Source organism: Thermoanaerobaculia bacterium, assembly GCA_035717485.1.
Lineage (GTDB): Bacteria > Acidobacteriota > Thermoanaerobaculia > UBA5066 > DATFVB01 > DATFVB01.
This window is the reverse complement of sequence record DASTIQ010000068.1, coordinates 17,258-40,073: the sequence shown is the minus strand read 5'-3', so window position 1 is coordinate 40,073 and position 22,816 is coordinate 17,258. Positions and strand designations below refer to the sequence as shown.

The window sequence follows — 22,816 nt, the reverse complement described above, 5'->3', positions numbered from 1 at the left end:
CTTTCTTCGCAATTCGGAGGCGCTTCATGGAATCGCTGGTCGGCCAGACCATCGCTCACTACCGTATCGTCGCCTTGCTCGGCTCCGGCGGAATGGGCGCGGTATACGAAGGCGAGGACACGCAGCTCGGCCGCCACGTCGCGATCAAGGTCCTTTCCGACGACTTCAAGAACGACGCGCCGATGCTCGAACGCTTCAAGCGGGAGGCCCGCGCCGCATCGTCGCTGAACCACCCCGGCATCTGCACGGTCTACGCGATCGAGCAGCATCAGGGGCGCCCCTTCATCGTGATGGAGCTGATCAAGGGATCGACGCTTGCCGAGAAGATGGGCCGCCAGCCGTTCGCGATCGGGGTCCTGCTGGACCTCGGCATCCAGATCGCCGACGCGCTCGAATCGGCGCACTCCAAGGGGATCGCGCACCGGGACCTCAAGCCCGCGAACCTGATGATCAACGACCGGGGACAGGTCAAGATCCTGGACTTCGGCCTGGCGAAAGTCGAGAACGCGGCGGTCTCGACCCAGAAGGGGGAGGAAGTCTCGGGGCTCGAGACCGCGGTCAATTCCGGTCCGCTGACGACCGCCGGAACGGTCATGGGCACCGTCCACTACATGTCCCCGGAACAGGCGAAGGGCCAGCTCACCGACGCGCGGACGGATCTCTTCTCGCTCGGCACCGTGCTCTACCAGATGGCGACCGGCGAGCTCCCTTTTCGCGGCGATACCGACGCGATGGTCTTCGACGCGATCCTGAACCGCGACCCGAAACCGCTCGAGCAGGTGAATCCGGCGATGCCGCCGGAGCTCGGACGGATCATCGAAAAGGCGGTCGAAAAGGACCGGCAGCTGCGCTGCCAGACGGCGACGGAGCTGAAGACCGACCTCCTGCGGCTCAAGCGCAAGCTCGATTCGGGGGAGAAGCGGGCGGCCGAGCTCTCCGAGTCCAAGGGGGGCGTCGCGAAGCCCGCCGAGAAGTCGATCGCCGTCCTCTACTTCGAGAACCTCTCCGGAGCCAAGGAAGACGAGTATTTCCGGGACGGCATCACGGAAGACGTGGTCACGGAGCTCTCGAAGATCGCGGGTCTCAAGATCTATCCGCGGCCGGCGGTCCTCGCGTTTCGCGACAAGCAGGTCACCCCCTCGCACGTGGGCCAGCAGCTCGGCGCCGCCTACGTGCTTTCGGGGAGCATTCGGCGGGCGGGAGACCGGCTCCGCATCAACACGCAGCTGTTCGACGCGCATACGGATTTCCCGCTCTGGTCCGAGCGATACGACCGCGAGATGAAGGACGTCTTCGAAGTCCAGGACGAAATCGCGCACAAGATCGCCGGAGCCCTGCGGCTCACGCTGACCCCCCGCGAGCAGGAGGATCTCGCCGCCAAGCCGACGGAGAACCTGCATGCCTACGATCTCTACCTCCGCGGCCGAAGCTACGCCCGTCGCCTGACCCGTCAGGACCTCGAGTTCGCGCTGCAGATGTACGAGAACGCCGTCACGCAGGACCCGAATTTCGGGCTCGCCTACGCGGCGATCGCCAACGTCTGCGCCTACTATCATTGCAACTACTCGCGCGAATCCGCCTGGATCGACCGGGCCCGCGCGGCCTCCGATCGTGCCGTCGCGCTCCAGCCCCAGCTTCCGGAGGTCATGGTGGCGCAGGCCTGGACCCTCTACGCCAAAGGGGAGTACGGCGCGGCGTCCGAAGTCGTGCGCAACGTGATCGCCCGCAAGCCGGATTGCGAAGGGGCCTACTACCTCCTCCTCCGCTGTCTGTTCGCGTCCGGCCGCCATCAGGATGTCGAAAAGATCGCCGAAGCCGCGATCGAGGCGTGCGGCACCGACTACAACGTCTTCGTGCCGATCATGAATTCGCTCGGCGCCCTGGGAAAGACCGAGGCGAAGCGGAACGTTCGTCTTCGCCGGATGCAGGTGCTCGAGAGTCACATCCGCGAGGTCCCGGAGGATGCGCGGGCGCGCATCCTGCTCTCCTCGGACTACGCCGACGAACACCGCACCGAAGACGCGATGCGCGAGGCGAACCTCGCGATGCTCCTGCGCCCGAACGAGGCGACGGTCCACTACAACGCGGCGTGCACGTTCTGCAAGCTCGGCCGGAAGACGGAAGGGATGGACGCGCTGGCGAAGGCGTGGACGGCGGGGTTCACCGACGCCGACTGGGCGCGGCGCGATCCCGATCTCGACCTCCTGCACGATCTTCCGGAGTTCGAAAAGCTGTATCCGGAAAAGACGGCCGGGACCTGATTCTCCCGGCCTGTCCCGGTTTCGTGCTCCGGACGTGTTCCCGTTCGAGATCCCGTCGGACGATCGCTTTCTCGAGGGTTGCGACGGGAGAGGAGCGCGATCGCCTACTCGGCGCTCGCGTTATGCGGACGTCGCGTCGCTCTCGCCGGCGCCGCGCTGCACGCGCACTTCGCGCGAAAAGAGCGTGACGGCCGGATCCGTCAGGAAGCGATACAGGAGGCCGCTCCACGATCGGTGAGCAACGAGACTCTCGTACGCGTCGGGCGCGGCCTTCCGGATCCGCGGAAGGCGGTTCCAGGGCACCGAGGGAAAGTCGTGATGCTCGTTGTGGTAACCGACGTTGAAAGCGACGGTGTTGAGCGGTCCGTAGTAGCTGTACGTTTCCTGCGGAGGCGCGAAGACGTAGTGCTCCTGGATCCATCGGGCGCCGAGGGGATGGAGCCCGAGACCGAAGAACGTCGAGAACAGGAGATAGAAGAACGCCTTCGGGCCGAGCCACGCCCAGACCGCGACGTCGAATCCGATCTGGACGAGGAAATTCGTGACGACCCACCGGTCGATCGGCCGGATCTCCCGCAGCCGGGGCGGCCGGGTGATCTGAAAGATCGGGAAGAGGAGCATCCAGATCGCTTTTCCGAGAGGGGAATGGCCGACGAGACGCGCTTCCCACCGATTGGGCAGGTCCGCGTCGAGCTCGTAGACCCCCTGGTAGGCGTGGTGCTTCAGGTGATACCGCTGGAAGGAAACGGCGCTCGGCAGAATGTGCGGGAGGTTCGCGAAGATGCCGGCGACGGTGTTCCACCGCGGATCCCGGAACAGCAGGTTGTGGGTGCACTCGTGGATCATCACCCAGAGCGCGTGACTGGCGAATGCGCCCACGAGCATCGCGGTCCCCACGACGAGCCACCAGGATTGCGATCTCAGGAGGAACGCGAGCCCCAGCTGGAGGGCGATCCCGAAGGCGATGATCCCGAAACTCGCGGGATTGAGGCCGATGAACTGCCGGACCTCCGGATGCGCCGCGAGAATGCGCTGCGTGCGTTCCCGGTGGGGCGGCGGGTGGGGAGAGCGGAGGAAATCCTGGTCCATCGTCGAATCCATTGTTACATGCATTACTCGCGCCCGGCCGCCGCGTTCGTCCCGCCGGCCCGCGGAAGAGGTGAGCCCGATGGGCTCGACGCCGACCCGGTCATGGGCCGAGCCGCGCCGTCCGGGTGAGGGAATCGATGCGGGCGGGTTCGCTATCCGTTCCAGCGGGCCCGCTTGCCGCGCACGTCGATGTGCACGAACGGGCCGTGGATCCGGTTGGCCGGGTAGATGCCGATCCCGCCCACGAGACTCGGATGCTCGCGCTCGACGGCTTCCGCCGCATCGGCCAGGATCCGCGCGTCGGCGAGATCGACCCGGCCGTCGCCGTTCAGGTCATCCATGACGCCCCGCCCGTGATCGTCCGGGTACACGTCGGCGGCATCGCCGTACATGTGCCGGGAGACCTTCGACCGCGCCTTCGGCCCCAGGTCGAGCGCGTTGTAGTCGGGCGTCCGGAAGCCGCTCATGACGAAGAGATTCCGCACGGGATGCCCGGTCTCCTTGAGCTTCGCGATCGTGAGCTCGAGCTTGTCGAGCAGCCGCGGCTCGAGAACGATGTATTTGGGCCAGAGGTTCGACTGGTTCTTGGTGACGAATTCGCCGAGCGTGAAATGTTCGGACACGTGGAGGGAGGCGTTTTCCGGCGTCACCTCGACGAACCCGCGGGGATCCGCGTAGGCAGCGCTCATCGGCGGAGCGTTTTCGAACGGCCAGCGGCCCAGATCGTAGTGCCCGATCCGGCCGTCGATCTTCGCCGAGAAGGGCGTCAGGACGACCTCGACGAGACCGGGAACCGCCTTCACGGGCCGGACGCCGGGATGGACGTCGTTTCCGGGCTCGATGCGCGCGGCCTCGTCCGGAGTCAGGAAGAGCGCGTGGATCGCGCCGGAGATCCCCCCGGCGTCGTGGAGCGAGGCGAGCTCGACGCCGCGGCCCGAGCCCGGCCGCACCCAGGCGAACAGGGCAATGCAGAGGCCGAGGACGAAAGCGATTTTCCGCATGGTCAGGGATGTTAACGCAGCAGAAGGACAGGTATTCCCCTTTCGACCTCCGGCGAGAGATCGCGGGCGGCCCGGTTCGTGAGCCGGATGCGTCCTTGCGATTCGCGGTGCCCGATTCTCGATGGGTTGGAAGTCCCGTGAATACCGCAGTTCGGGACGGATCACCCGTCCGGACGACGTTCCCGCGTGGCCGGCAAATGAGGGAAACCCGGTTTCGGAGGAGAGGCATCGAGGAAGCCGAACCACGGCCGGACCGGATCGACGGGATCACCTGATCCCGGGGCTATTCGATCGTCGGATCGACGGCGCGGGGGCGCGCCTCTCGGATGTTCCGGACGCGGCTCATCACCGATTCGACCATCCGGTCGCAGCGGGGCCCGAGGAACGGGAAGGCTTGCCGCGTTCCGACGCCCGCCCGGGCGACGAGCTCGCGCCGCAGCGCGGCCCGAGCCCGGTGGAGGCGGGTCTTGACGACTTCCTCGCTCACTTCCAGGGACGCCGCCGTTTCCGCCGTCGAAAGCTGTTCGATCTCGCGCAACACGAAGACCGTCCGATAGGTCTCGGGCAGGTTTTCGATCACGGACTCGAGAAGCGTCCGAAACTCGCCGCTCACGGCCACTCCCTCGGGATCGGGTTCGCGGGAGGGCAGCTTCATCTCGAAGGTCTCTCCCGCGGAATCCGGTTCCATCGCCGGGAAGCGGCGTCCGCGCCGCGCGCGCGCCCACGACTCGTGAAGGACGATGCGCGAGACCCACGTCGAAAAAGCCGCGCGCCCGGCGAACTGGTCGAGGTGCGTGTACACCCGGACCCAGGCGTCCTGGACCGCGTCTTCGGCCTCGCCGTCGCTTCGCAAGACGGCGCGCGCCAGCCGATAGAGGCGCTGGTTGTAACGGCGCATGAGGATCTCGAAGAGATCGATCTCCCCCGCGCGGACTCTCGTGATGACGTCGTCGTCGGAGAAGTCATCCCATTCCTCGGCTCTGGCCGTCCCCGTGTTCAAGATCATCCTCGGCCACGCTAACAGAGCTCCGGCGGGCCGAAAGGTGACGTCGGCGAATCTTAATGGGGAGACCGGGGCAGGCGTCACCGATCCCTCCCTTCCGACTCTGTACCCGCCAGGAGGCATGGGTCCGATGAAATTCGACAGGTCCAGTGCCGGGCGAGCGGTTACGGGATCCTGACGGCCGAGGGCCGCTACCTGAAGTTCGACCGGAAAGGAAACGAGCAGGCCGCGGCGGTATTGAAGGACACGGGCAAGGCGGACCCACCTGCGCGTCAATCTCGAAGGGGAACGGCAGGGAGATGAGATCGAGGTCCGGTCGGTATCCCTGAACTGAGACCACTGGCGCCTCATGGTCCGCGGTTCAACGCCTTTGCCCTTCTCGCGCGATCGTCCACAATAGCCGGATGCGTTCTCCCGAAGGCCAGGCTCCCCCCGCGCCGTCCGACGGCGTCACGGGGCAGGTCGAGCGGGTGACGTTCCACAGCGACGAGTCGGGGTTCTGCGTCGTCAAGGTGAGCGTGCGGGGCCGGAAGGAGCTCTGCACGGTCGTCGGCACGGTGCCGGCCGTGTCGGTCGGGGAATGGCTCTCGGCGACCGGTCAGTGGACGATCGACCCGAGACACGGGCCGCAGTTCAAGGCCGACCAGATCCGGACGTCGTCGCCCGAAAATGCCGAGGGGATCGAGCGCTATCTCGCCTCCGGGCTGATCCGGGGAATCGGTCCGGCGTTCGCTGCGCGGCTGGTGAAGAAATTCGGGAAGGACGTCTTCACCGTCATCGCCGAGAAGCCGGGCCGCCTCCGCGAGGTGGCGGGGATCGGGAGGAGCCGCCAGCGCGCGATCACGGAATCGTTCCGGGCCCAGAAGGTCGTCCGCGAGATCATGGTGTTCCTCCACAGCCACGGCGTCTCCTCGTCGCGGGCCTACCGGATCTTCAAGACGTACGGCGAGCACGCGATCGAAACCGTCCAGGCGGACCCGTATTGCCTCGCACGCGACATCCGCGGAATCGGCTTCAAGACCGCCGACGCGATCGCCGCCCGCGTCGGCGTCGCTCCGAGCTCGGAGCTCCGCGCGCGAGCCGGCGTCGAATTCACTCTCCAGGAGCTGACCCACGACGGACATTGCGCCTATCCCCGGGGAGACCTCGCGAAGCGGGCCTCGGATCTCCTCGGCATTCCGGCCGGGCTCACGGACGCGGCGATCGCGCACGGCATCGCGTCGAAGCGGCTCGCCGAACACCCGGGCCCGGACGGCGCGCCGCTCGTCTACCTCGCCCCGCTCGACGACGCCGAGCGGGAGCTGGCGAAGAGCCTCGCCGGGCTCTCGCGCCGTCCGCACCCGCTCCCGCCGGTCGACTCCGCGAAAGCCGCGGACTGGGTGGAGATGAAGGTCGGGTTGACGCTCTCCGCGACCCAGCGCGCGGCGCTCGCGAAGGCGCTGACCGCGAAGGTGATGGTGATCACCGGGGGGCCGGGAGTCGGTAAGACGACGCTCGTCGACTCGATCGTGAAGATCTTCCGCGCGAAGAAGCGGGAGGTCGTCCTCTGCGCTCCCACGGGCCGGGCGGCGAAGAGGCTCTCGGAGACGTCGGGACTCGAAGCGAAGACGATCCACCGGCTCCTCGAATTCGATCCGGCGTCGTTGGCGTTCAAGCACGATGCGGCCCATCCGTTGAAGGGGGACCTCTTCGTCGTCGACGAGGCGAGCATGCTCGACGTGACGCTCTGCCAGCAGCTCGTGCGCGCGGTTCCGCCGGCGGCGGCCCTCCTCTTCGTGGGCGACGTGGACCAGCTGCCCTCGGTCGGGCCGGGGTCGGTGCTCCGCGACGTCATCGATTCGGGAACGGTTCCCGTCCTGCGCCTGACGGAAGTGTTTCGCCAGGCCGCGCGGAGCGCGATCATCACGAACGCCCACCGGATCAACCGGGGCGTCCTTCCCGTCTTTCCCGAGAGCGGGGTGAAGTCCGAGACGTCCGATTTCTACTTCGTCGAAGCGGACGAACCGGAGGAGGGGGTCGCGCGCGTGATCCAGCTCGTGACCGAGGCCATCCCCCGGCGCTTCCGGCTGAATCCGCGCGAAGACGTGCAGGTGCTCTGCCCGATGCAGAAAGGGGAGCTCGGCGCGCGGAACCTGAACGTGAAGCTGCAGGAGGCCCTGAATCCCTCCGGCGAGTCGGTCGACCGGTTCGGCTGGACGTTCCGGGTGGGCGACCGGGTGATGCAGACCGTCAACGACTACGAGAAGAACGTCTTCAACGGGGACATCGGGCGCGTCCGGTCGATCGATGCGGGCGAGCAGGAGGTCACGGTCGCCTTCGACGGCCGCTCCGTCGCGTACGGCTTCGGCGAGCTCGACGAGCTGATCCTCGCGTACGCCGCGACGGTCCACAAGAGCCAGGGGAGCGAGTACCCGGCGGTCGTGGTGCCGATCCATTCGCAGCACTACGTGATGCTGCAGCGCAACCTCCTCTACACGGCGGTCACCCGCGCGAGGAAGCTCGTCGTCCTGGTCGGAACGAAGAGCGCCCTCGCGATCGCGACGAACCGGGTGTCGTCGCGGCGGCGGATCACGACCCTGAAGGAGCGGCTCGTCGAAGCCGCGGCCCGCCCCGCGCTCTTCTGAGCGGGAGAGCCGCCCGAAGATCGGCGCGGGAGGAGGGCGGTATCGCGGGATCCGTTCTCGTCGGCGGTTGACCGTCGGGGGAGGGTGCGTCGGCGCCGGCGCGGCACAACGGTGTACCAGGGAGCCGTTTCGCACGTCCTGCTATCATCCCGGCGATCATGAAGAATCCGATTCGAGTGCTGATGACCGTCCTGATGGTGCTGGCCGGCTACGCGATCTTGGCCTCCAACGACGCGCTTCGACGCGGCGAACGGATGACCGCCTTCGTTATGCTGTTCATCGCGGTGATCTTCATCAACAAGGTCCAGACTCGCTCGTAGGACTTCTCAGACGTCTCCGAGCGGAATACCGCCCCCCCCGTTCCCGAAGTCCCACGCTCTTCGAAAACAACGACGAGAGCCCGAAGGGCCCCACTCCCTACAGCCACCGGAAGAACAGGTGCGCGACCCACTCCTCGACCTTTTCCGCTTCGGCCCTTCTCCGCCATTTGTCCCATGAGATCGGGTCGGACGCCGCCCGGTCCCGGGCGAACGCCTTCTCCATTTCATCGGCGAACTCGCGGCTCAGGATGACGGCGTTGACCTCGTTATTGCTCAGAAAGCTCAGGTAATCCATGTTCGTCGAGCCGACGGTCGACCAGATGCCGTCGATGACCGCGGTCTTCGCATGCATGACGACGTTGCGGCGCTCGAAGATCTTCACTCCCGCTCTCAGCAGCTCCGAATATCGATACCGCTGGGCGGAAAGCACCGCCGGCGCGTCGGTAATCGACGGAAGAATGATTTCGACGTCGACGCCGCGCCGGGCGGCGTCCTCGAAGGCCTCGAGGATCTGGTCATCCGGTACAAAATAGGCGTTCGTGAGATGAATCGAATGTTGCGCGAAAGTGATCGCGGCCACGTACGCCACGAAGGTGATTCGGTTGGTCTCTCCCGGCGTGCTGCCCAGGGCCCGCACCAGAGCGGTGCCCGCGTCGTTCCGGACCGGGAGCTCGGCCTGTTCCGGAATGCTCGGGCCCTTCTGCTGGCGCCAGGTGTCGAGGAAGAGTTTCTGGAACTCGGCCGCGGCGGGGCCTTCGATCTGGACGTCCGTGTCGCGCCACCCGACGGGCGCGCCCTTTCGCTTCCGGGTTCCGGAAGGACTGCTCGAATACACCTTGCTGATGTTGATGCCGCCGATGATGGCGAGCTTGCCGTCGACGACGAGAATCTTTCGGTGATCCCGGTGGAGCAGGCCCCATTTCCCGTGATCCTTGAGGGGATTCGTCTGGTTGAATTCGACGACCTGGATCCCGGCGTCCCGCAGGCGATCGAAGAAAGCGGCCGCGGTCCCGAGACTGCCGAGGCTGTCGTAGATGACGTGGACCGGAACACCCTCCGCGGCCTTCTTCATCAACAGATCCGCGAACCGCCGGCCTTCCTCGTCGTCCTCGAGGATGTAGCTCTCCAGATCGATATCGACCCGGGCGGCCTGAATGGCCGCGAACATCGCGGCGTAGGTGGCGGGACCGTCGATGAGCAGCTTGACGGCGTTTCCCTTCACCGCCGGAGTGCCGGTCACCGATTCGATGACGGCGGTGAAGCGTTGGACGACGTCGGTCGGGTCGACGGATCGCTCGAGCCGCTCCATGATGGCTTTGCTCGTCGCGGGGGACAGGAGCCCCTTGGCGGAAACGATCCGGTCGGGCGCCTTGCCTTCGGGCGCCTCGCCCATCGTTTCCGAAACGTTCGGCAGGGTCGCGCAGCCTCCGCCGGCGATCAGCACGGAGACCGTCAGAAGAGAGGAAACGAAACGCCGGGGCGGCGTCATGTGGGGATCCTACAGCGGCGCCCGTTCCCCCGACGGGAAGGAGAACGAGCTCGGCGGCTCGCATGGGGAAGGGCCCGGCGCGTCACGGTCGAACACGTCCCCCGCGAACGTCCCCTCGCCCGTGGTGATGGCGACCCGTGACGAAGACGTCCCGGACCGCCCGTCCGTCGCGGCGCGCCGGAGGAGGAAACGTTCTCCTTCGCCGTCTCTCCGGATTCGCCTGCCTGACCGTTCTCCTCGGTGGCTGCGCCGTGATCGTCCGGGAAGCGAAGGAGGACCTGATTCGCGTGCATGCCGCGAATTCGACCGCGGAGATCGCCATCACTCTCGACCCAGCGTTCATCGAGGCCTACAAGAACCGCGTCACGATCGACGTCGACCTGACCGTCGACCGCGCGGACAAGAGACCGCACCCCGCGGTCTTCGACGGAGACTTTCATCTGGCCGGAAGCGCGCCGGGAATCCGTCTCCCCGCGGTGGCGGAAATCCAGAATGCGGCGGGTGAAAAGGAAGCGTCCGACGTCGTCCGCCGCGCCGAGGGCAGCGGGCGATCGCTCAAGGTCGCCGGTGCGTGGCGGATATGGAGCGAACACGTCGGTAAAGCCAAAGAGATTCAGGGCGACGACTTCCCCTCGACCATGAGCACGAACCCCGACCACGTCTTCGAGATCCATCCGCTGATCAGGGTCGCGGGGATCGACCTCCTCGAATCTCTGCGCCCCGTCGATGGCTATCGACCCGGCAGCGCCGATCTGATTTTTCGAACCCTCGAAAAGATCCCCTGCCGCATCGTGCCGGGACGCACGACGACGGTTGTGACGCCCAGCAAACAGTTCAATGACGCGGAGTTCCTCCTGGAGGTCGGCCGGGACCGGCAACAGGTCGTCCCCGACGGGAGATTCGTCAACGCGGCGGCGCTCGACCTGAAAGGGAATCTCCTGGTGCCGAAACTCCGGATGGCCTTCGTGAAGGGCTCTCCCCCCGAGAGGATCGTCCGCTCTCTTCCGCCCGGGAGCCGGCTTCACGTCTTCGGTCTGCCGAGAATCGATCTGGCGGAAATCGCGTCCCGGACCGCGCGATCGGATCGTCGGCCCGACCTCCTGACCGGAAATCTTCCGTACGAGATGGTCATCGTGGGCGTCTACGAGGACCGGAACTGAGCTTTTCCGGGACTCCCGGAAGGATTGCTTTCCGGTGAAAACGAAGACGTCCTGGGGTGGCCCGGTCTTCCGGACCGACCGCCGTGGGACCGAACGGATCGAACGGCCGACCTCAGCCCCGAAGCCCGATGGAATCCCCCTGTCGACGGGTAAGAGGCGTACACTGGGCGGATGGACGACAACCGAAAATACGTGACATGGACCTGCGGGAGGTGCGGGCAGGCGTTCCGCTGGCCGGCCGACCGCCCGGACCCGGAGGCGTGTCCGGCGCGCCAGTGCCGGCGCCTGGACGACTCGGGGACGAGCTCGCGGCTGCGGCGGGCGTGACGGAGGAAGCATGGTCAAACGGGTGCGCGACGAAGGCTCGGCATGCCCCATCGGGAAGTGCGGGGGGCGTGGGTTTCATTTCAAGGAAGAGGCCGTTCAGAACGGCGAACCGATGACGAACTGGCATTGTCCCGACGGAACGACCCACCTCCTCCGGCGGGACTGGAATCCCGACGAAGAGCGGCCCGCCAAGAAGTAGCGGTCTCCGGGTCGCCTGCGAAGGGATCAGGATCGCAAAGACCGCCGTTCCGAGACCTGAGCACGCTCCCGGCGTGCGGGACCAGTAGCCGGACGGCCGACAATCCGCGAATATCCGAGGTTTCCGAGAAGCCTGTCCCCCTGAATCGATGGCGCGCCCGAAGGGATTCGAACCCCCAACCCTCAGATCCGAAGTCTGATGCTCTATCCAGTTGAGCTACGGGCGCCCGCGTTCCAGTCTATCGAATCCCACGATCCCCTCGCGCCGCGACGCGCCGCGCGTACCCGCGTTCTCTCGACCGCGGCGGCGGTAGGATGGGGAGTCGACGCAAACACGCGCGAAGGAGGTAGCCATGCCAGCGACGAAGAAAAAGACGAGTAAGAAGACGAAGTCGGCCACGAAGACGATGTCCGCGAAGAAGAAGAGCGCATCCCGGGCGAGCGCCGCGCGCCGGCCGAAAGCGTCGGCGGCGAAGAGCGGTCGGAGCTCTTCCGGTTTCCGGATGACGGAAGCCTCGCCGGCCTTCACGGTCGACGACCTCTCGAGGAGCATGGGCTGGTACCGGGACGTCCTCGGATTCGCCATCGAGGAGAAGTGGGAGCGCGACGGCGTGCTCCGCGGAGTGTCCCTGCGGGCGGGAGACGTGTCGCTGATGCTCGCGCAGGACGACTGGCAGAAGGGGCGGGATCGCCGGAAGGGCGAGGGATTCCGGATCTACTTCTCGACGGCGCAGGACGTCGACGGGCTGGCGGCCGGGATCAAGGCGCGGGGAGGCACGCTCGACTCGGAGCCCGCCGACATGCCGTGGGGAAGCCGCGATTTCTCGTTGACCGATCCCGACGGGTTCAAGCTCACGATCGGCCGGGAATCGGCGAAACGCTGAGGCGGGAGCCAGGCGCCCGACCGCCCGCGAGCGGGGCTCCGCCGGGAGGAATCGAGCCGGGCCGGAGCCGCGCGGATAGAATCCTCCCGTGAACCCCCGGGACACGCTCGGAAGACCGCTCGCGAACCTCCGCGTCTCGGTGACGGACCGGTGCAACCTGCGCTGCCAGTACTGCATGCCGGAGCGGGACTACGCGTGGCTGCCGCGGCGCGACATCCTCGATTTCGAAGAGCTCTCCGCGCTGGTCGACGTCTTCGCCGAGTGCGGTGTCGATCGCGTCCGGCTGACGGGAGGAGAGCCTCTCGTCCGCCGCGATCTCGCCAGGCTCGTCCGGATGATCGCGGACAAGCCCGCGATCCGGGACCTCGCGCTGACGACGAACGGGATTCTTCTCGCCGAACAGGCGGCCGCTCTTCGCGCCGCCGGCCTGGGTCGCGTGACGGTCAGCCTCGACACGCTCGACGCCAATCGTTTCCGCGAGCTCACGCGGATCGACGGACACGCGCGGGTCCTCGCCGGAATCGAGGAAACGTCCCGGCTCGGATTCGGCACGCTCAAGATCGACAGCGTCGTCATCCGGGGCGTGAACGACGACGAGCTCGCCGCGCTCCTCGAGTACGGGAAGAAGGTCGGCGCGGAGGTGCGCTTCATCGAGTACATGGACGTGGGCGGCGCGACGCGGTGGTCGTCGGAAAAGGTCGTCCCGCGGGCGGAGATCCTCGGCGCCCTCGCCCGGCGCTTCGGACCGATCCGTCCCGAGCCGGCGGAGGGCTCGGCTCCCGCCGAGCGTTTCCGGCTGGCCGACGGGACGGTGTTCGGGATCATCGCGTCGACGACCGCCCCGTTCTGCCGCGCGTGCGACCGCAGCCGGCTGACCGCCGACGGGCTCTGGTATCTCTGCCTCTACGCGGCGCGCGGGATGGACCTGCGGGCGCCGCTCCGCGCGGGCGCCTCGCGGGAACAATTGAAGGCGCTGATCGAGAACACCTGGCGCGGCCGCTCCGACCGCGGCGCGGAAGAGCGCTTCGCGCTGCGCGACCGTTCTCCTCTCCTTCCGGCGAACTCGCTCAAACGCGATCCGCATCTCGAGATGCACACGAGAGGGGGCTGAGCTGCCCGAACCGCTCGTCCCCGGCCTGACGCAGCCCCGAGCCGTCTCGCTCGAGCGGTCGGCGATCCGAACGCGCGAAAGCTCGTCGACGCTGTCGGCGTGGCGAATGGCGATCGAAAGCGAAGAGGGGAGCGGCTCGATCCTCGTTCTCGAATCGGTGGCGGGCGTTCCCCTCTATCGCGGAGACGGGATCTTTCTCGGCTGGACGCAGGATCGCCTGGCCGCGGCCTACGCGACGCTGCGCTCGGACCCTGAACCCGACTCTTTCGAGACCCAGCAGCTCGGCTGAATCCCCCCTCAGAGCTCGGGCGCCGCTTCGGCGAGCACTTTCCATTCGGATTCGGTCAATTCGGGCGCCGCCGCCGGAAGATAGTCGCGCTCCATTCCCGATTCGTGCGCGGAGAGCCTCCGCTCGAGGTTGTCGGCGAGGCCGAGGACGTCCGAGAGCGGCGCGTGGCCGTCGAGCTGCGTCGTCAGGAACCGCGTCAGCTCGCGGAGCTGCACCCACTCGGGCCGGAGCTCGCGCGCGGGAGCCGGGCCGCCCCGATCCGAACGCCGCAGGGCGGGAAGGAGCGCCTTCTCGGCCGCGTCGGACCAGCGGCAGAAACACCGGTGGAAATCGTGGAGACCGAACCGGTAGGCCGGCTCGTCGCGCCGGTCGAGCGCCCGGCGGAAATCGTCGAAGCGGCTGCGGAGCGACCGCTGGACCGAGAGGAGCCCGTCGCGCGTCCGTTCCATCGGCGCCGTTACGAGGGGCGGCGGGCCGGGCCGCCGATCACAGCCCGGCGAGCCCGGGCTCGATCCTCGTGAAGCCCTGCTCCGCGGCCCAGAGATCCATCGCGATCGAGACGAGGTCGTCGACTTCGGGGATCGGGCGGGCGTCCTCGGAGAGGTCGAGCGACTTGACGTACCGATGGCACGTTTCGCACGCCTCGATGCGGACCGCCGGATGTCCCGCGTCGCGGAACGAGGGCAGCTTCCGCGGGTCTTCTTCGAAGCAGGAAGGGCAGAGGATCCTTTCGAACAGCCATTCCGTGCCGCAGAGTGCGCATCCGAGCATCCGGCGCGCGCCTTCCGTCAGCGAGCCTTCGCGCCGGGCGGCGATTCCCGGCTCTCCCCCGCAGAACGGACACTTTCCCCGGCGGTGAAGGCGGTCCGGCGCGATGCCGAGATCCCTCAGCAGCTCGACGTACGGCCGGAGGATCGCCCGCGAGAGATAGTCCTCCGACGACGGCCGTCCTCCCTCCCAGAAGGCGAGAAGGCGGGATCGCGCCGTCGACGGATCGTCGTTTTCGCGCCGCCCGGCTTCCTCCGACAGCGCGTCGGGGCCCGATTTCGCGGCGTACCGCACGATCGCGGCCGCGGGAAGCAGGACGGCGTCCGCGTCGTCGGCGAGGCGGCCGGTCAGAGGCCGGCGGGCGTGGGCGGTTTCGAGGGACTCCGCGGCGCGCGCCTGCGCCCGGTAGAGCCCCGCCGCGAAGCGAAGGGGCTCGGCGGCGGAGGGCGCGCCCGGCGCGAGCGATTCGGCTCGGGCGGCGCGGCGGTTCAGTTCCCGGACGGCTTTCGACTCAGCGATGGCGCTCTTCACCGGTCACGTCGCGGTACCAGCGGCCGTGGTGGAGGCGCGCCCACGCTTTGGTGACGGTTCCCCGCGTCATCGAGCCGAACGTTCCCGGCTCCGCCGCGGTCCCCAGGTAGATGTGGAAGACGATCAGCATCGCAAAGAGGACGAACGTCACGTCGTGGATCACGTAGGCGAGCTCCATGAGGAGCCTCGGAAACGCGCGCGGAAACCACATCATCAGCCCCGAGAGAAGGAGCCCCAGAGCGGCGAGACAGACGAGCCAGAACTGGAGCTTCTGGCCGCCGTTGTACTTGCCGACGTTCGTGTCGTCGGTCTCGTATCGCATGTACCGCATCGCGCGGCCGCCGCTCACCCAGGCCTTGCGCTCTCCCGGTTCGAGGTGCATGTCGTCGAGCCAGTAGAAGAACATCACGATCGTCGAGAGGAAGAACGCCGCCCCGGTCCAGGGGTGGATGACGCGGCAGACCGTCAGCCCGCCGAAGAGCGACGCCATCCAGCCGAAGACCGGCGTCCAGATCGGCATGCCGGTGAAGAGACAGAGAAAGAACGTGAGGGACACGGTCCAGTGGATCAGGCGCGAAGCCCGGTCGTGCCGGACGATCTCGTTGCCGACGACGACGTCTTCGCGGGACTGGGCGGCGATGACCGCCCGGTCGACCGGTCGGGGATGCTTGGCGGTAGTCATAGGCTCACCCCTCTTCCCGCCGCGTCATACGGTCGGCAGGTTCGTGTCGTCGTCGTCGGTTCCTTCCGCTTCTTTCCGCCCGTACTTCGTGAAGTGGGCGAAAGCGCCGATCACGGCGCCGAAGATCGCGGCCGCGCCGAGCGGACGGAGCACCGATTTCCAGAGTCGGACGAGGATCGGAACGTGCGGATCCGCGGGAAGGTCGTACCACTCCGGATGGTCGCCGTGCGCGAGCACGGTCACGACTCCCGTGCCGCCGACGCCCTTCGGGTCGTAGAGCGCCGCCTGCGCGAAGCCGTTCGCCTTCAGCTGCGCGACCCGTCCCATCCCGAGCGCGACCATGTCTTCCTTCGTTCCGAAATGGAGGCATCCGGTCGGGCAGGCCTTGATGCACGCGGGCTCGAGGCCGACTTCGACCCGGTCGACGCAGAGCGTGCACTTGGCCATCTTCCCCGTCGTCTTGTGGAAGCGCGGCACGTCGAACGGGCATCCCGTTTCGCAGTAGCCGCACCCGATGCACCGGTCGGCGTTGACGTCGACGATCCCGTTGGCGTACTGGACGATCGCGCCCGGCGCGGGACACGCCGCGAGGCACCCGGGCTCCTCGCAGTGCATGCACTGGTCCTTGCGCATCAGCCAGGCGATCCCGCCGTCGACGTCGCGCTCGTTGAAGCGGATCAGGTTCCAGTAGCCGGCCTGGAGCGTCGGCAGCGTCTGGTACGTCCCGACCTGCTTCGTCTCGACGACGGGGAGGTCGTTCCACTCCTGGCAGGCGACCTCGCACGCCTTGCAGCCGATGCAGGTGGTCGTGTCGATGTACTTCGAGACGGCGGGGAGCGTCCGCATGCCGGAGGAGCTTCCCCAGACGGAGGCGGAGGAGCGGCGAATTTCGAGACTCATGGCCGCCTCACGCTTTCTCGAGCTTGACGAGGAACGTCTTGTATTCCGGCGTCCACGTGTTCGGGTCCATCGCGGTCGGCGTCAGGAAATTCGCGAGCGGGCCCGTGTGGTCCGCGGTCGCTTCGTAGCCCCAGTGCAGCGGGAATCCGATCTGCCACAGCGGCTTCCCGTCGACGTGCATGGGGCGAAGGCGCTTCGTCACCATCGCGACCCCCTCGATCGAGCCGCGCGCGGAGGTCACCCGGGCGCGGCCGCCGTTGGCGATTCCCTTCTCCTTCGCGAGCTCCTCGGGGATCTCGATGAAGAACCCGGGCTGGAGCTGGTTCAATCGCTCGATGTGCTTGGTCCAGTAGTGGTACATCTCGGTCAACCGGTAGGTCATGCACACGATCGGGAAATCCTTCGGCGACCCGTAGACGTCCTTGTCCGATTTGAATTTCTTCGAGGCCGGATTGGACGTCACCTTGGGATGGAGCATGTTTTCGACGGGGGCCTCGACCGCCTCGTAGTGCTCCGGGAAGGGCCCGTCGGAGAGGACCGGCGCGTAGAGGCGCCCGACCCCCTCGGGCAGCATGATGAAGGCGCCGTACGTCCCGGGCGGGGCGTCGGGCTTCATGTCGGGGACGTCGCCCACCCACTTCTGGCCGTTCCACTGGATGCCGACGCGCGTCGGGTCCCAGGGCTTCCCCTCGGCGTCGGCGGATGCGCGGTTGTACATGACACGGCGGTTCGCGGGCCAGGAGAAACCCCAGTTGTGGTACATGCCGAGGCCGCTCGGGTCGTCGACGGGACTCCGCCGCTGCGCCATGTTGCCGGCTTCGGTGAAGACGCCCGACATGAGCCAGTTGCCGCACATCGTCGAGCCGTCGTCCTGGAGCTGCGCGAAGCCGTCGATCTGCTGCCCGGCGGTCTTGAGCGGCTTGGTCTTGTCCTTCGGGTCCGGGATGTCCGCGAGCGCCTTGCCGTTCAACTCCTTCAGGACCTCGGACAGATCGGGCGCGGCGGGATTGGAATAGGACCAGTCGACGTTGGCGACCTGTTCGGGGAGCGCGCCGCCCTCCTTCTTGTAGAGGTCGCGGACGGCGAGGAAGATCCGCGCGAGGATCTCCTGGTCGGTCTTGATGAGTCCCGGAGGATCGAGGGCCTTCCACTTCCACTGCATCCACCGCGCGGAGTTCGTGAAGCTGCCGTCCTTCTCGATGAAGTTCGACGCCGGCAGGTTGAACACCTCCGTCGCGATCTTCGAAGGATCGGCGCCGCCGTATTCCTTCGGGGCTTTCCAGAAGGTGGCCGTCTCGATGTCGTGGTTCTCGACGACGACGAGCCACTTGAGCTTCGAGAGCGCGCCGATCATCTTGGGCGAGTTCGGCCCGATGCCGACGGGATTCATGCCGAACGTGATCAGCCCCTCGGGGCCGGGTTCTTTCCCCCCCGCGCGCATCGAGTTGCCGCGGTACATGTCGTCGAAGATGTACATCCACGAGTAGTTGCCGTCGATCTTCGGGAGCCAGTTGTATCCCCAGTCGTTCTCTTTCGTGGAGTTCTTTCCGTAGATCGCCTTCAGGAGCGACACCGTGAACTTCGGGTAGTTGACCCAGTAGTTCATCGTCGCCCACGCCTGCTTCCCCAGGACCGTCGGGGTCGCGCCCTCGAGGTACGTCGAGAGCGTCTGCGAGGCGGCGGGAGGGGTCTTGAGATACCCGGGAAGGATGTCGAAGACGCCCGCGGTATCGGTCGCGCCCTGGATGTTCGAGTGGCCGCGCAGCGCGTTGACGCCGCCTCCGGGCCGTCCGACGTTGCCGAGCAGCAGCTGGAGCATCGCCGCCGTGCGGATCATCTGAACCCCGATCGAGTGCTGCGTCCATCCGAGCGCGTACATGATCGTTCCGACGCGGGCGGCGTTGCCCGTGGACGTGACGAGCTCGGCGACCTTGAGGAACGTCTCCTTCGGGGTACCGCAGATCTTCTCGATCGTCTCCGGCGTGTACCGCTCGACGTGCTTCTTCAGCAGCTGGAACACGCAGCGCGGGTTCTGGAGCGTCGGGTCGAGCGAGTACGTCTTCGTCTTCGGGTCGGCCTCGTACGCCCAGGTCGTCTTGTCGTATTCCCCCTTCCCCTCGTCGAACCCGGAGAAGAGACCGTCCTGGAAATCGAACTTCGAGCCGATGATGTAGGGGGCGTTCGTGTGGATCTTGACGTATTCCTCGTGGAACCGGTTGTTGGCGATCGCGTACCGGATGATGCCGAGGAGATAGGCGATGTCGGTGCCGGAGCGGATCGGCGAATAGAGGTCGGCGACGGCGGAGGTGCGGGTGAACCGCGGATCGACCGAGATGAGCTTCGCGTTACGGGTCTTCTTCGCTTCGATCGCCCATTTGAAGCCGCAGGGGTGGTTCTCGGCGGGATTGCCGCCCATGCACAGAACGACGTCGGCATTCTTGATGTCGACCCATCCGTTGGTCATCGCCCCGCGGCCGAACGTGGCGGCCAAACTGGCCACCGTGGGGCCGTGTCAAACCCGTGCCTGGGTATCCCTGTACGGGACTCCCCAGGCGGACGCCGCCTTCCAGTAGAGGTAGTTGAATTCGGTCGTGTCCGTGCAGCCGCCGATCAGCGCCATGCCGGGATTTCGGTTGACGGTCTCTCCCTTGGCGTTCTTGGCGACGAAGCAGCGGTCCCGCGTGTCCTTGATGTGGCGCGCGATCTTCGCGATCGCGTCGTCCCAGGAGATGTCTTCCCACTTGTCCGATCCCGGCCGGCGAACCTGCGGTTTCTTCAGCCGGTTCGGGCTGTTGATGTCGTCGCGCAGCGTCGTCCCCTTCGGGCAGAGCGTTCCCCGGTTGATCGGGTGGTCGGGATCGCCCTCGACGTGCACGACCGCGGGAGTCGCGTTCTTCGACTTGTCCCCGAGCGTGTGGACGATCACGCCGCAGGAGACGGCGCAGTACGGGCAGGTGCTCCGGGTCTCGGTCGTGCGCGAGATCCTGAGCTCCCGCATCTCCGCCTGCGCCTTCGAGACGTCGAAGCCGAGCGCGAGAGTCCCGCCGATTGTCGTGGCTTTGAAGAATCCGCGGCGCGAGAGTTCCATGCGGCCCTCCTAGTTCGGCGCCATTTGAGCGTGAGAATATTGGAGTCCCAAAGGCCGGCTTTGTCAAGGCCGGGAGGGGGGCCCCGCGCCGCGGCGGTTCAGGAGGAGAGCGGCGCGATCCGCCCGGGATGCGCGTAGACGTTGAACCGCCGGTCGCGCAGGAAGCCGACGAGGGTCATGCCGGCGGCGTCCGCCAGGGCGACCGCGAGGCTGGAGGGCGCGGAAACCGACGCGACGACCGGGATTCCCGCCGCGTTCGCCTTCTGGACGATCTCGAAGCCGGCGCGCCCGGAGACGAGGAGGGCGGTCTCCGAAAACCGCGGGACGCCGCGCCGGAACGCCGCGCCGATCACCTTGTCGGTGGCGTTGTGCCGCCCGATGTCCTCCCGGATCTCGAGAATCGAGCCGGCGGCGTCGAAGAGCGCGGCGCCGTGGAGCCCGCCGGTCTGCGCGAAGATCGACTGGCGCGCGCGGAGCCGGTCGGGCATGGAAAAGAGGACGTCGCGGGCGATCCGGACGCCGCCGGAGACCCGGCGAGGAGCGCGCGCGACCGCCTCGTCGATCGAATCGCTGCCGCAGATCCCGCAGGCCGACCCGATCACGATTTCGCGGCGGAGGTGCCGCGCCCGCTCGAAGGCCCGGTCCGCGAGCGTCGCGACGAGGGAGTTGTCCTTCTTTCCCGAAGGCGCGGCTTCGGAGAGCGCGAAGGAAAGGAGGTCGTCGGGACGTTCGAGAACGCCTTCCGTGAAGAGGAGACCGGCGGCGAGCTCGGCGTCGTCGCCCGGGGTCCGCATCGTCGTCGCGAAGGAGACCGGCGCGGCGACCGACGCGGAGCGGACGGCGATCCGGAGCGGCTCCTCGACGGCGACGGCGTCCTCGCGCTCGGAGTCCCCCTCTTCGCCGTACACGCGGACGCGCTCCCGGCCGACCGGATCCATGGCGCGGATCGTACCAGCCGGAGCGATCCGCCGTGGTTTAAGCTTGCCGGGCGGACGCCGGGGCGGCGCCCGGGAGAGGTGGTCGTGGACGAACGGCACCGGGCGATCCTCGAGCGGATCGGAAAGCTCGCGGGGGAGCTTTTCGAGCTGTCGGCGCGAAGTTCCGAATCGCTTCCCGAAGAGGAGCTCGACGTCCTCACGCGGCGGCTCGAGGGGATCCGCTCCGAAATCGACCGGCTCCGCGAAGAATTCCGCCTGACCCTCAATTGACGGGGCCTGCCCGTTTCTTGTTAAGATCCGCGGCCGGTGACGGCCCCCTTCGACGTTCTGGTGGTCGAGGATGACGATGACGTCCGCGAGGCGCTCCTGCTGCTTCTCGAAAACGAAGGAGTGCGTGCCGTCGGCGCGACGGACGGGCGCGACGCGCTGGAACGCCTCGAGGCCGGCTTCCGCCCCTCTCTGATTCTCCTCGATCTGATGATGCCGGTGATGGACGGCGAACGCTTCCTGCGAGCCCGAAAGGCCGATCCCAACCTGGCTTCGATCCCGGTCGTCGTCGTGTCGGCGATGCAGCGAATGCGCGTCGATCCCGTCGAGCTCGACGTCGACGAGATGATTCCGAAGCCCGTGAATCCCACGAGGGTGCTGGAGGCCGTTCGGCAGTACCGCTCCGCCGTCTAGAAGCCGGCGCGGCGACGGCCTAGGAGCTGGTCGCGAGGAGCTTCTGGATCCTCGTCGTCGCGCAGGGTCGGCAGTAGCGGGAAGACTTGATCGGGATGAGGCGCGCGTACGAGCGGCAGGCACGACACCGGCCCATGTCCGGCTCCCGGAGCGGCCGGCCCCGTTTTTCGGACGCGGATTCGACCGTCATCAACATTTTCAGGCCCCGATAGCCACCCGTCAGCTGGAGCACTTCCCCGAGGCAACGAAAGCAGACGCGGATGCCGAGACAACGAAACAGGGCGCTGACGCGCTTGGAACAGCGGCCGCACGAGTGCGGCGTCTCCGACGGCGCGTCGGGGGGAACGGGATCGATCGGAGTCGATCTCGCGAACGCGCGAGGGTGCTCCACGAACGGCTTCCAGTGGGGGCAGTCCCGGCGGTGCGCTTCGTCGGTGAAGTCGTTGGCGAGGCTCGTCCGGGATTCGTTGGCCGGATAGGGTCCGAATTCCCGGCGCAAGCCGAACCCGCAGCGCTCGCAGAACATTCCACGGGAGTTCGGACCATCCGGGCCGGCGAGGATCCCGGTCACGTGAGCCACCGCCGCCGCGTTCGGCCATTCGTTTTCCGACCAGCGCTGGACGTTCTCCCGGAACATTTCGCCGTCCGAAATCGCGATGCTCCTCATGCTGCCTCTCCACGCGCGCGCGGGGCTTTCGGTTTCCCCTCTCCCGCGCGCAACTGTCGCCGGGAACGAGGGAACGGTGCCCGAATTCGAGCAAAAATTGCGCCAGCGCCGCCGAGCTCGCCGAGCGGCGCACCACGGTTCGGTCCGAAAAGGCCGCGTCACCGATGGTAGGATGCGCCGCAACCCTGTCTCGGAATCGGAGGAGGAGCCATGACGACGTCCGGAAAGTGTCCGAACCCCAACGGCTGTGACGGAGAGCTCTACGCGCGCGCGGATGCTTCCGGCGAAGAATGGTGTCCGAAGTGCGGCTACGTTCTCCACGCGGGAAAGCCGGCGAAGGCCGTCCGCCACTGCCCGAACCCCGACGGTTGCGACGGCGAGCTCTATGCGCGCGTGGACGCGAGCGGCGAAGAATGGTGTCCCACGTGCGGATACGTCTTCCGTCGCCCCGGGACGTCCTCCTCCGAACGCGCCCTCTAGGAACGCCGCGTCGAGAATTCCCCGCCGCGGAGGAAGCACGCCGCGATCCGGCGTGTTCCCCGTGCGGTCAAGCGCGCGGGTGGCGCGGCGGAGCATCGCGCCGCTCGGTATCCGGTTTTCTCGTCCCCGCCGTCTTTCCGTCGGCAACCCGCGCGCCCTGCGCCGTCTCCCGATCGCGGTCGGGGTCGTTCGAGTCGTAGGTGTCGTGCTCGGCGCCCGTCTCTTCGTCGTCTCGCATGGTTCCTCCCGGGGAAACCGGGAGCAGGGGGCGTGCCACCGGCCTTCGCTCGCCTGAGCGAGCTCCGGCGCGGCCGGCCCGCCTCGT

Annotated in this window: 24 protein-coding genes and 1 tRNA gene; 12 read left to right on the top strand and 13 right to left on the bottom strand. The window is 67.2% G+C overall.

Going from position 1 to position 22,816, the window contains the following annotated elements; all coding sequences use genetic code 11:
- Positions 1–26: 26 nt before the first annotated feature.
- Positions 27–2,261, top strand: coding sequence for a protein kinase (locus tag VFS34_03465; GenBank protein HET9793497.1), 2,235 nt, complete (start codon positions 27–29; stop codon positions 2,259–2,261).
- A 120-nt stretch (positions 2,262–2,381) separates the two neighbouring features.
- On the opposite strand, the gene VFS34_03460 is transcribed toward VFS34_03465, so the two are convergent.
- The 3 genes from VFS34_03460 to VFS34_03450 form a co-directional block, all read right to left on the bottom strand.
- Positions 2,382–3,350, bottom strand: a complete 969-nt coding sequence (locus VFS34_03460) for a fatty acid desaturase (GenBank protein HET9793496.1) — start codon at positions 3,348–3,350, stop codon at positions 2,382–2,384.
- Between the two features lie 152 nt (positions 3,351–3,502).
- Positions 3,503–4,351, bottom strand: coding sequence for a hypothetical protein (locus VFS34_03455; GenBank protein HET9793495.1), 849 nt, complete (start codon positions 4,349–4,351; stop codon positions 3,503–3,505).
- A 283-nt stretch (positions 4,352–4,634) separates the two neighbouring features.
- A complete protein-coding gene (locus VFS34_03450; GenBank protein ID HET9793494.1) occupies positions 4,635–5,357 on the bottom strand; it encodes an RNA polymerase sigma factor in 723 nt (240 codons plus the stop codon).
- Positions 5,358–5,758: 401 nt separating this feature from the next.
- On the opposite strand from VFS34_03450, the gene VFS34_03445 reads away from it, so the two are divergent.
- Positions 5,759–7,978 (top strand): ATP-dependent RecD-like DNA helicase, encoded by a 2,220-nt coding sequence (locus tag VFS34_03445; GenBank protein ID HET9793493.1) that lies wholly within the window; start codon positions 5,759–5,761, stop codon positions 7,976–7,978.
- 158 nt (positions 7,979–8,136) lie between these two features.
- Positions 8,137–8,298 carry a hypothetical protein gene (locus VFS34_03440; protein ID HET9793492.1) on the top strand — a complete coding sequence of 54 codons (162 nt, stop codon included), beginning with the start codon at positions 8,137–8,139 and terminating at the stop codon, positions 8,296–8,298.
- 97 nt (positions 8,299–8,395) lie between these two features.
- Here VFS34_03440 and VFS34_03435 read toward each other — a convergent pair whose 3' ends face one another.
- Positions 8,396–9,787: a phospholipase D-like domain-containing protein gene (locus tag VFS34_03435; GenBank protein HET9793491.1), complete on the bottom strand. Its 1,392-nt coding sequence runs from the start codon at positions 9,785–9,787 to the stop codon at positions 8,396–8,398.
- 137 nt (positions 9,788–9,924) lie between these two features.
- On the opposite strand from VFS34_03435, the gene VFS34_03430 reads away from it, so the two are divergent.
- The 3 genes from VFS34_03430 (at position 9,925) to VFS34_03420 (ending at position 11,473) form a co-directional block, all read left to right on the top strand.
- Positions 9,925–10,947 carry a hypothetical protein gene (locus VFS34_03430; GenBank protein HET9793490.1) on the top strand — a complete coding sequence of 341 codons (1,023 nt, stop codon included), beginning with the start codon at positions 9,925–9,927 and terminating at the stop codon, positions 10,945–10,947.
- Between the two features lie 171 nt (positions 10,948–11,118).
- Positions 11,119–11,274, top strand: a complete 156-nt coding sequence (locus VFS34_03425) for a hypothetical protein (protein ID HET9793489.1) — start codon at positions 11,119–11,121, stop codon at positions 11,272–11,274.
- A 10-nt stretch (positions 11,275–11,284) separates the two neighbouring features.
- Positions 11,285–11,473 carry a hypothetical protein gene (locus VFS34_03420; protein ID HET9793488.1) on the top strand — a complete coding sequence of 63 codons (189 nt, stop codon included), beginning with the start codon at positions 11,285–11,287 and terminating at the stop codon, positions 11,471–11,473.
- Positions 11,474–11,622: 149 nt separating this feature from the next.
- Here the strand turns inward: VFS34_03420 and VFS34_03415 are convergent.
- Positions 11,623–11,699, bottom strand: a tRNA-Arg gene (locus tag VFS34_03415).
- 126 nt (positions 11,700–11,825) lie between these two features.
- On the opposite strand from VFS34_03415, the gene VFS34_03410 reads away from it, so the two are divergent.
- The 3 genes from VFS34_03410 (at position 11,826) to VFS34_03400 (ending at position 13,756) form a co-directional block, all read left to right on the top strand.
- A complete protein-coding gene (locus tag VFS34_03410; protein HET9793487.1) occupies positions 11,826–12,356 on the top strand; it encodes a VOC family protein in 531 nt (176 codons plus the stop codon).
- Between the two features lie 88 nt (positions 12,357–12,444).
- A complete protein-coding gene (moaA, locus tag VFS34_03405) occupies positions 12,445–13,467 on the top strand; it encodes a GTP 3',8-cyclase MoaA (GenBank protein ID HET9793486.1) in 1,023 nt (340 codons plus the stop codon).
- Between the two features lie 106 nt (positions 13,468–13,573).
- On the top strand, positions 13,574–13,756 hold the full coding sequence (locus VFS34_03400) for a hypothetical protein (GenBank protein HET9793485.1): 183 nt from the start codon (positions 13,574–13,576) through the stop codon (positions 13,754–13,756).
- Between the two features lie 8 nt (positions 13,757–13,764).
- On the opposite strand, the gene VFS34_03395 is transcribed toward VFS34_03400, so the two are convergent.
- From VFS34_03395 to fdhD, 6 genes are all read right to left on the bottom strand, one after another.
- Positions 13,765–14,205, bottom strand: coding sequence for a hemerythrin domain-containing protein (locus VFS34_03395; GenBank protein ID HET9793484.1), 441 nt, complete (start codon positions 14,203–14,205; stop codon positions 13,765–13,767).
- A gap of 37 nt (positions 14,206–14,242) precedes the next feature.
- Positions 14,243–15,055: a formate dehydrogenase accessory protein FdhE gene (locus tag VFS34_03390; protein ID HET9793483.1), complete on the bottom strand. Its 813-nt coding sequence runs from the start codon at positions 15,053–15,055 to the stop codon at positions 14,243–14,245.
- Positions 15,036–15,737: a formate dehydrogenase subunit gamma gene (locus tag VFS34_03385; GenBank protein ID HET9793482.1), complete on the bottom strand. Its 702-nt coding sequence runs from the start codon at positions 15,735–15,737 to the stop codon at positions 15,036–15,038. The genes VFS34_03390 and VFS34_03385 overlap by 20 nt, the downstream gene beginning before the upstream one ends.
- 24 nt (positions 15,738–15,761) lie before the next feature.
- Positions 15,762–16,637 carry a formate dehydrogenase subunit beta gene (gene fdxH, locus VFS34_03380; GenBank protein ID HET9793481.1) on the bottom strand — a complete coding sequence of 292 codons (876 nt, stop codon included), beginning with the start codon at positions 16,635–16,637 and terminating at the stop codon, positions 15,762–15,764.
- A 7-nt stretch (positions 16,638–16,644) separates the two neighbouring features.
- Entirely contained in the window at positions 16,645–19,725 is a 3,081-nt protein-coding gene (gene fdnG, locus VFS34_03375) for a formate dehydrogenase-N subunit alpha (protein ID HET9793480.1), read from the bottom strand.
- A 98-nt stretch (positions 19,726–19,823) separates the two neighbouring features.
- On the bottom strand, positions 19,824–20,663 hold the full coding sequence (gene fdhD, locus VFS34_03370) for a formate dehydrogenase accessory sulfurtransferase FdhD (protein ID HET9793479.1): 840 nt from the start codon (positions 20,661–20,663) through the stop codon (positions 19,824–19,826).
- An 84-nt stretch (positions 20,664–20,747) separates the two neighbouring features.
- On the opposite strand from fdhD, the gene VFS34_03365 reads away from it, so the two are divergent.
- Positions 20,748–20,933: a hypothetical protein gene (locus VFS34_03365; protein ID HET9793478.1), complete on the top strand. Its 186-nt coding sequence runs from the start codon at positions 20,748–20,750 to the stop codon at positions 20,931–20,933.
- Positions 20,934–20,969: 36 nt separating this feature from the next.
- Positions 20,970–21,344, top strand: a complete 375-nt coding sequence (locus VFS34_03360) for a response regulator (GenBank protein ID HET9793477.1) — start codon at positions 20,970–20,972, stop codon at positions 21,342–21,344.
- 19 nt (positions 21,345–21,363) lie between these two features.
- On the opposite strand, the gene VFS34_03355 is transcribed toward VFS34_03360, so the two are convergent.
- Positions 21,364–22,011, bottom strand: a complete 648-nt coding sequence (locus tag VFS34_03355; GenBank protein ID HET9793476.1) for a hypothetical protein — start codon at positions 22,009–22,011, stop codon at positions 21,364–21,366.
- Positions 22,012–22,221: 210 nt separating this feature from the next.
- Between VFS34_03355 and VFS34_03350 the strand changes: the two genes are divergently transcribed.
- Positions 22,222–22,491, top strand: a complete 270-nt coding sequence (locus VFS34_03350; GenBank protein HET9793475.1) for a hypothetical protein — start codon at positions 22,222–22,224, stop codon at positions 22,489–22,491.
- 67 nt (positions 22,492–22,558) lie between these two features.
- Here VFS34_03350 and VFS34_03345 read toward each other — a convergent pair whose 3' ends face one another.
- Complete coding sequence (locus tag VFS34_03345; protein HET9793474.1) at positions 22,559–22,729, bottom strand: hypothetical protein; 171 nt, start codon at positions 22,727–22,729, stop codon at positions 22,559–22,561.
- Between the last annotated feature and the right edge of the window lie 87 nt (positions 22,730–22,816).

Coding starts and splice junctions, on each gene's coding strand:
- VFS34_03465 (HET9793497.1), top strand. CDS start 27: ATGGAATCGCTGGTCGGCCAGACCATCGCTCACTACCGTATCGTCGCC.
- VFS34_03460 (HET9793496.1), bottom strand. CDS start 3,350: ATGGACCAGGATTTCCTCCGCTCTCCCCACCCGCCGCCCCACCGGGAA.
- VFS34_03455 (HET9793495.1), bottom strand. CDS start 4,351: ATGCGGAAAATCGCTTTCGTCCTCGGCCTCTGCATTGCCCTGTTCGCC.
- VFS34_03450 (HET9793494.1), bottom strand. CDS start 5,357: ATGATCTTGAACACGGGGACGGCCAGAGCCGAGGAATGGGATGACTTC.
- VFS34_03445 (HET9793493.1), top strand. CDS start 5,759: ATGCGTTCTCCCGAAGGCCAGGCTCCCCCCGCGCCGTCCGACGGCGTC.
- VFS34_03440 (HET9793492.1), top strand. CDS start 8,137: ATGAAGAATCCGATTCGAGTGCTGATGACCGTCCTGATGGTGCTGGCC.
- VFS34_03435 (HET9793491.1), bottom strand. CDS start 9,787: ATGACGCCGCCCCGGCGTTTCGTTTCCTCTCTTCTGACGGTCTCCGTG.
- VFS34_03425 (HET9793489.1), top strand. CDS start 11,119: ATGGACGACAACCGAAAATACGTGACATGGACCTGCGGGAGGTGCGGG.
- VFS34_03420 (HET9793488.1), top strand. CDS start 11,285: ATGGTCAAACGGGTGCGCGACGAAGGCTCGGCATGCCCCATCGGGAAG.
- VFS34_03410 (HET9793487.1), top strand. CDS start 11,826: ATGCCAGCGACGAAGAAAAAGACGAGTAAGAAGACGAAGTCGGCCACG.
- VFS34_03400 (HET9793485.1), top strand. CDS start 13,574: ATGGCGATCGAAAGCGAAGAGGGGAGCGGCTCGATCCTCGTTCTCGAA.
- VFS34_03395 (HET9793484.1), bottom strand. CDS start 14,205: ATGGAACGGACGCGCGACGGGCTCCTCTCGGTCCAGCGGTCGCTCCGC.
- VFS34_03385 (HET9793482.1), bottom strand. CDS start 15,737: ATGACTACCGCCAAGCATCCCCGACCGGTCGACCGGGCGGTCATCGCC.
- fdxH (HET9793481.1), bottom strand. CDS start 16,637: ATGAGTCTCGAAATTCGCCGCTCCTCCGCCTCCGTCTGGGGAAGCTCC.
- fdhD (HET9793479.1), bottom strand. CDS start 20,663: ATGGATCCGGTCGGCCGGGAGCGCGTCCGCGTGTACGGCGAAGAGGGG.
- VFS34_03355 (HET9793476.1), bottom strand. CDS start 22,011: ATGAGGAGCATCGCGATTTCGGACGGCGAAATGTTCCGGGAGAACGTC.
- VFS34_03350 (HET9793475.1), top strand. CDS start 22,222: ATGACGACGTCCGGAAAGTGTCCGAACCCCAACGGCTGTGACGGAGAG.
- VFS34_03345 (HET9793474.1), bottom strand. CDS start 22,729: ATGCGAGACGACGAAGAGACGGGCGCCGAGCACGACACCTACGACTCG.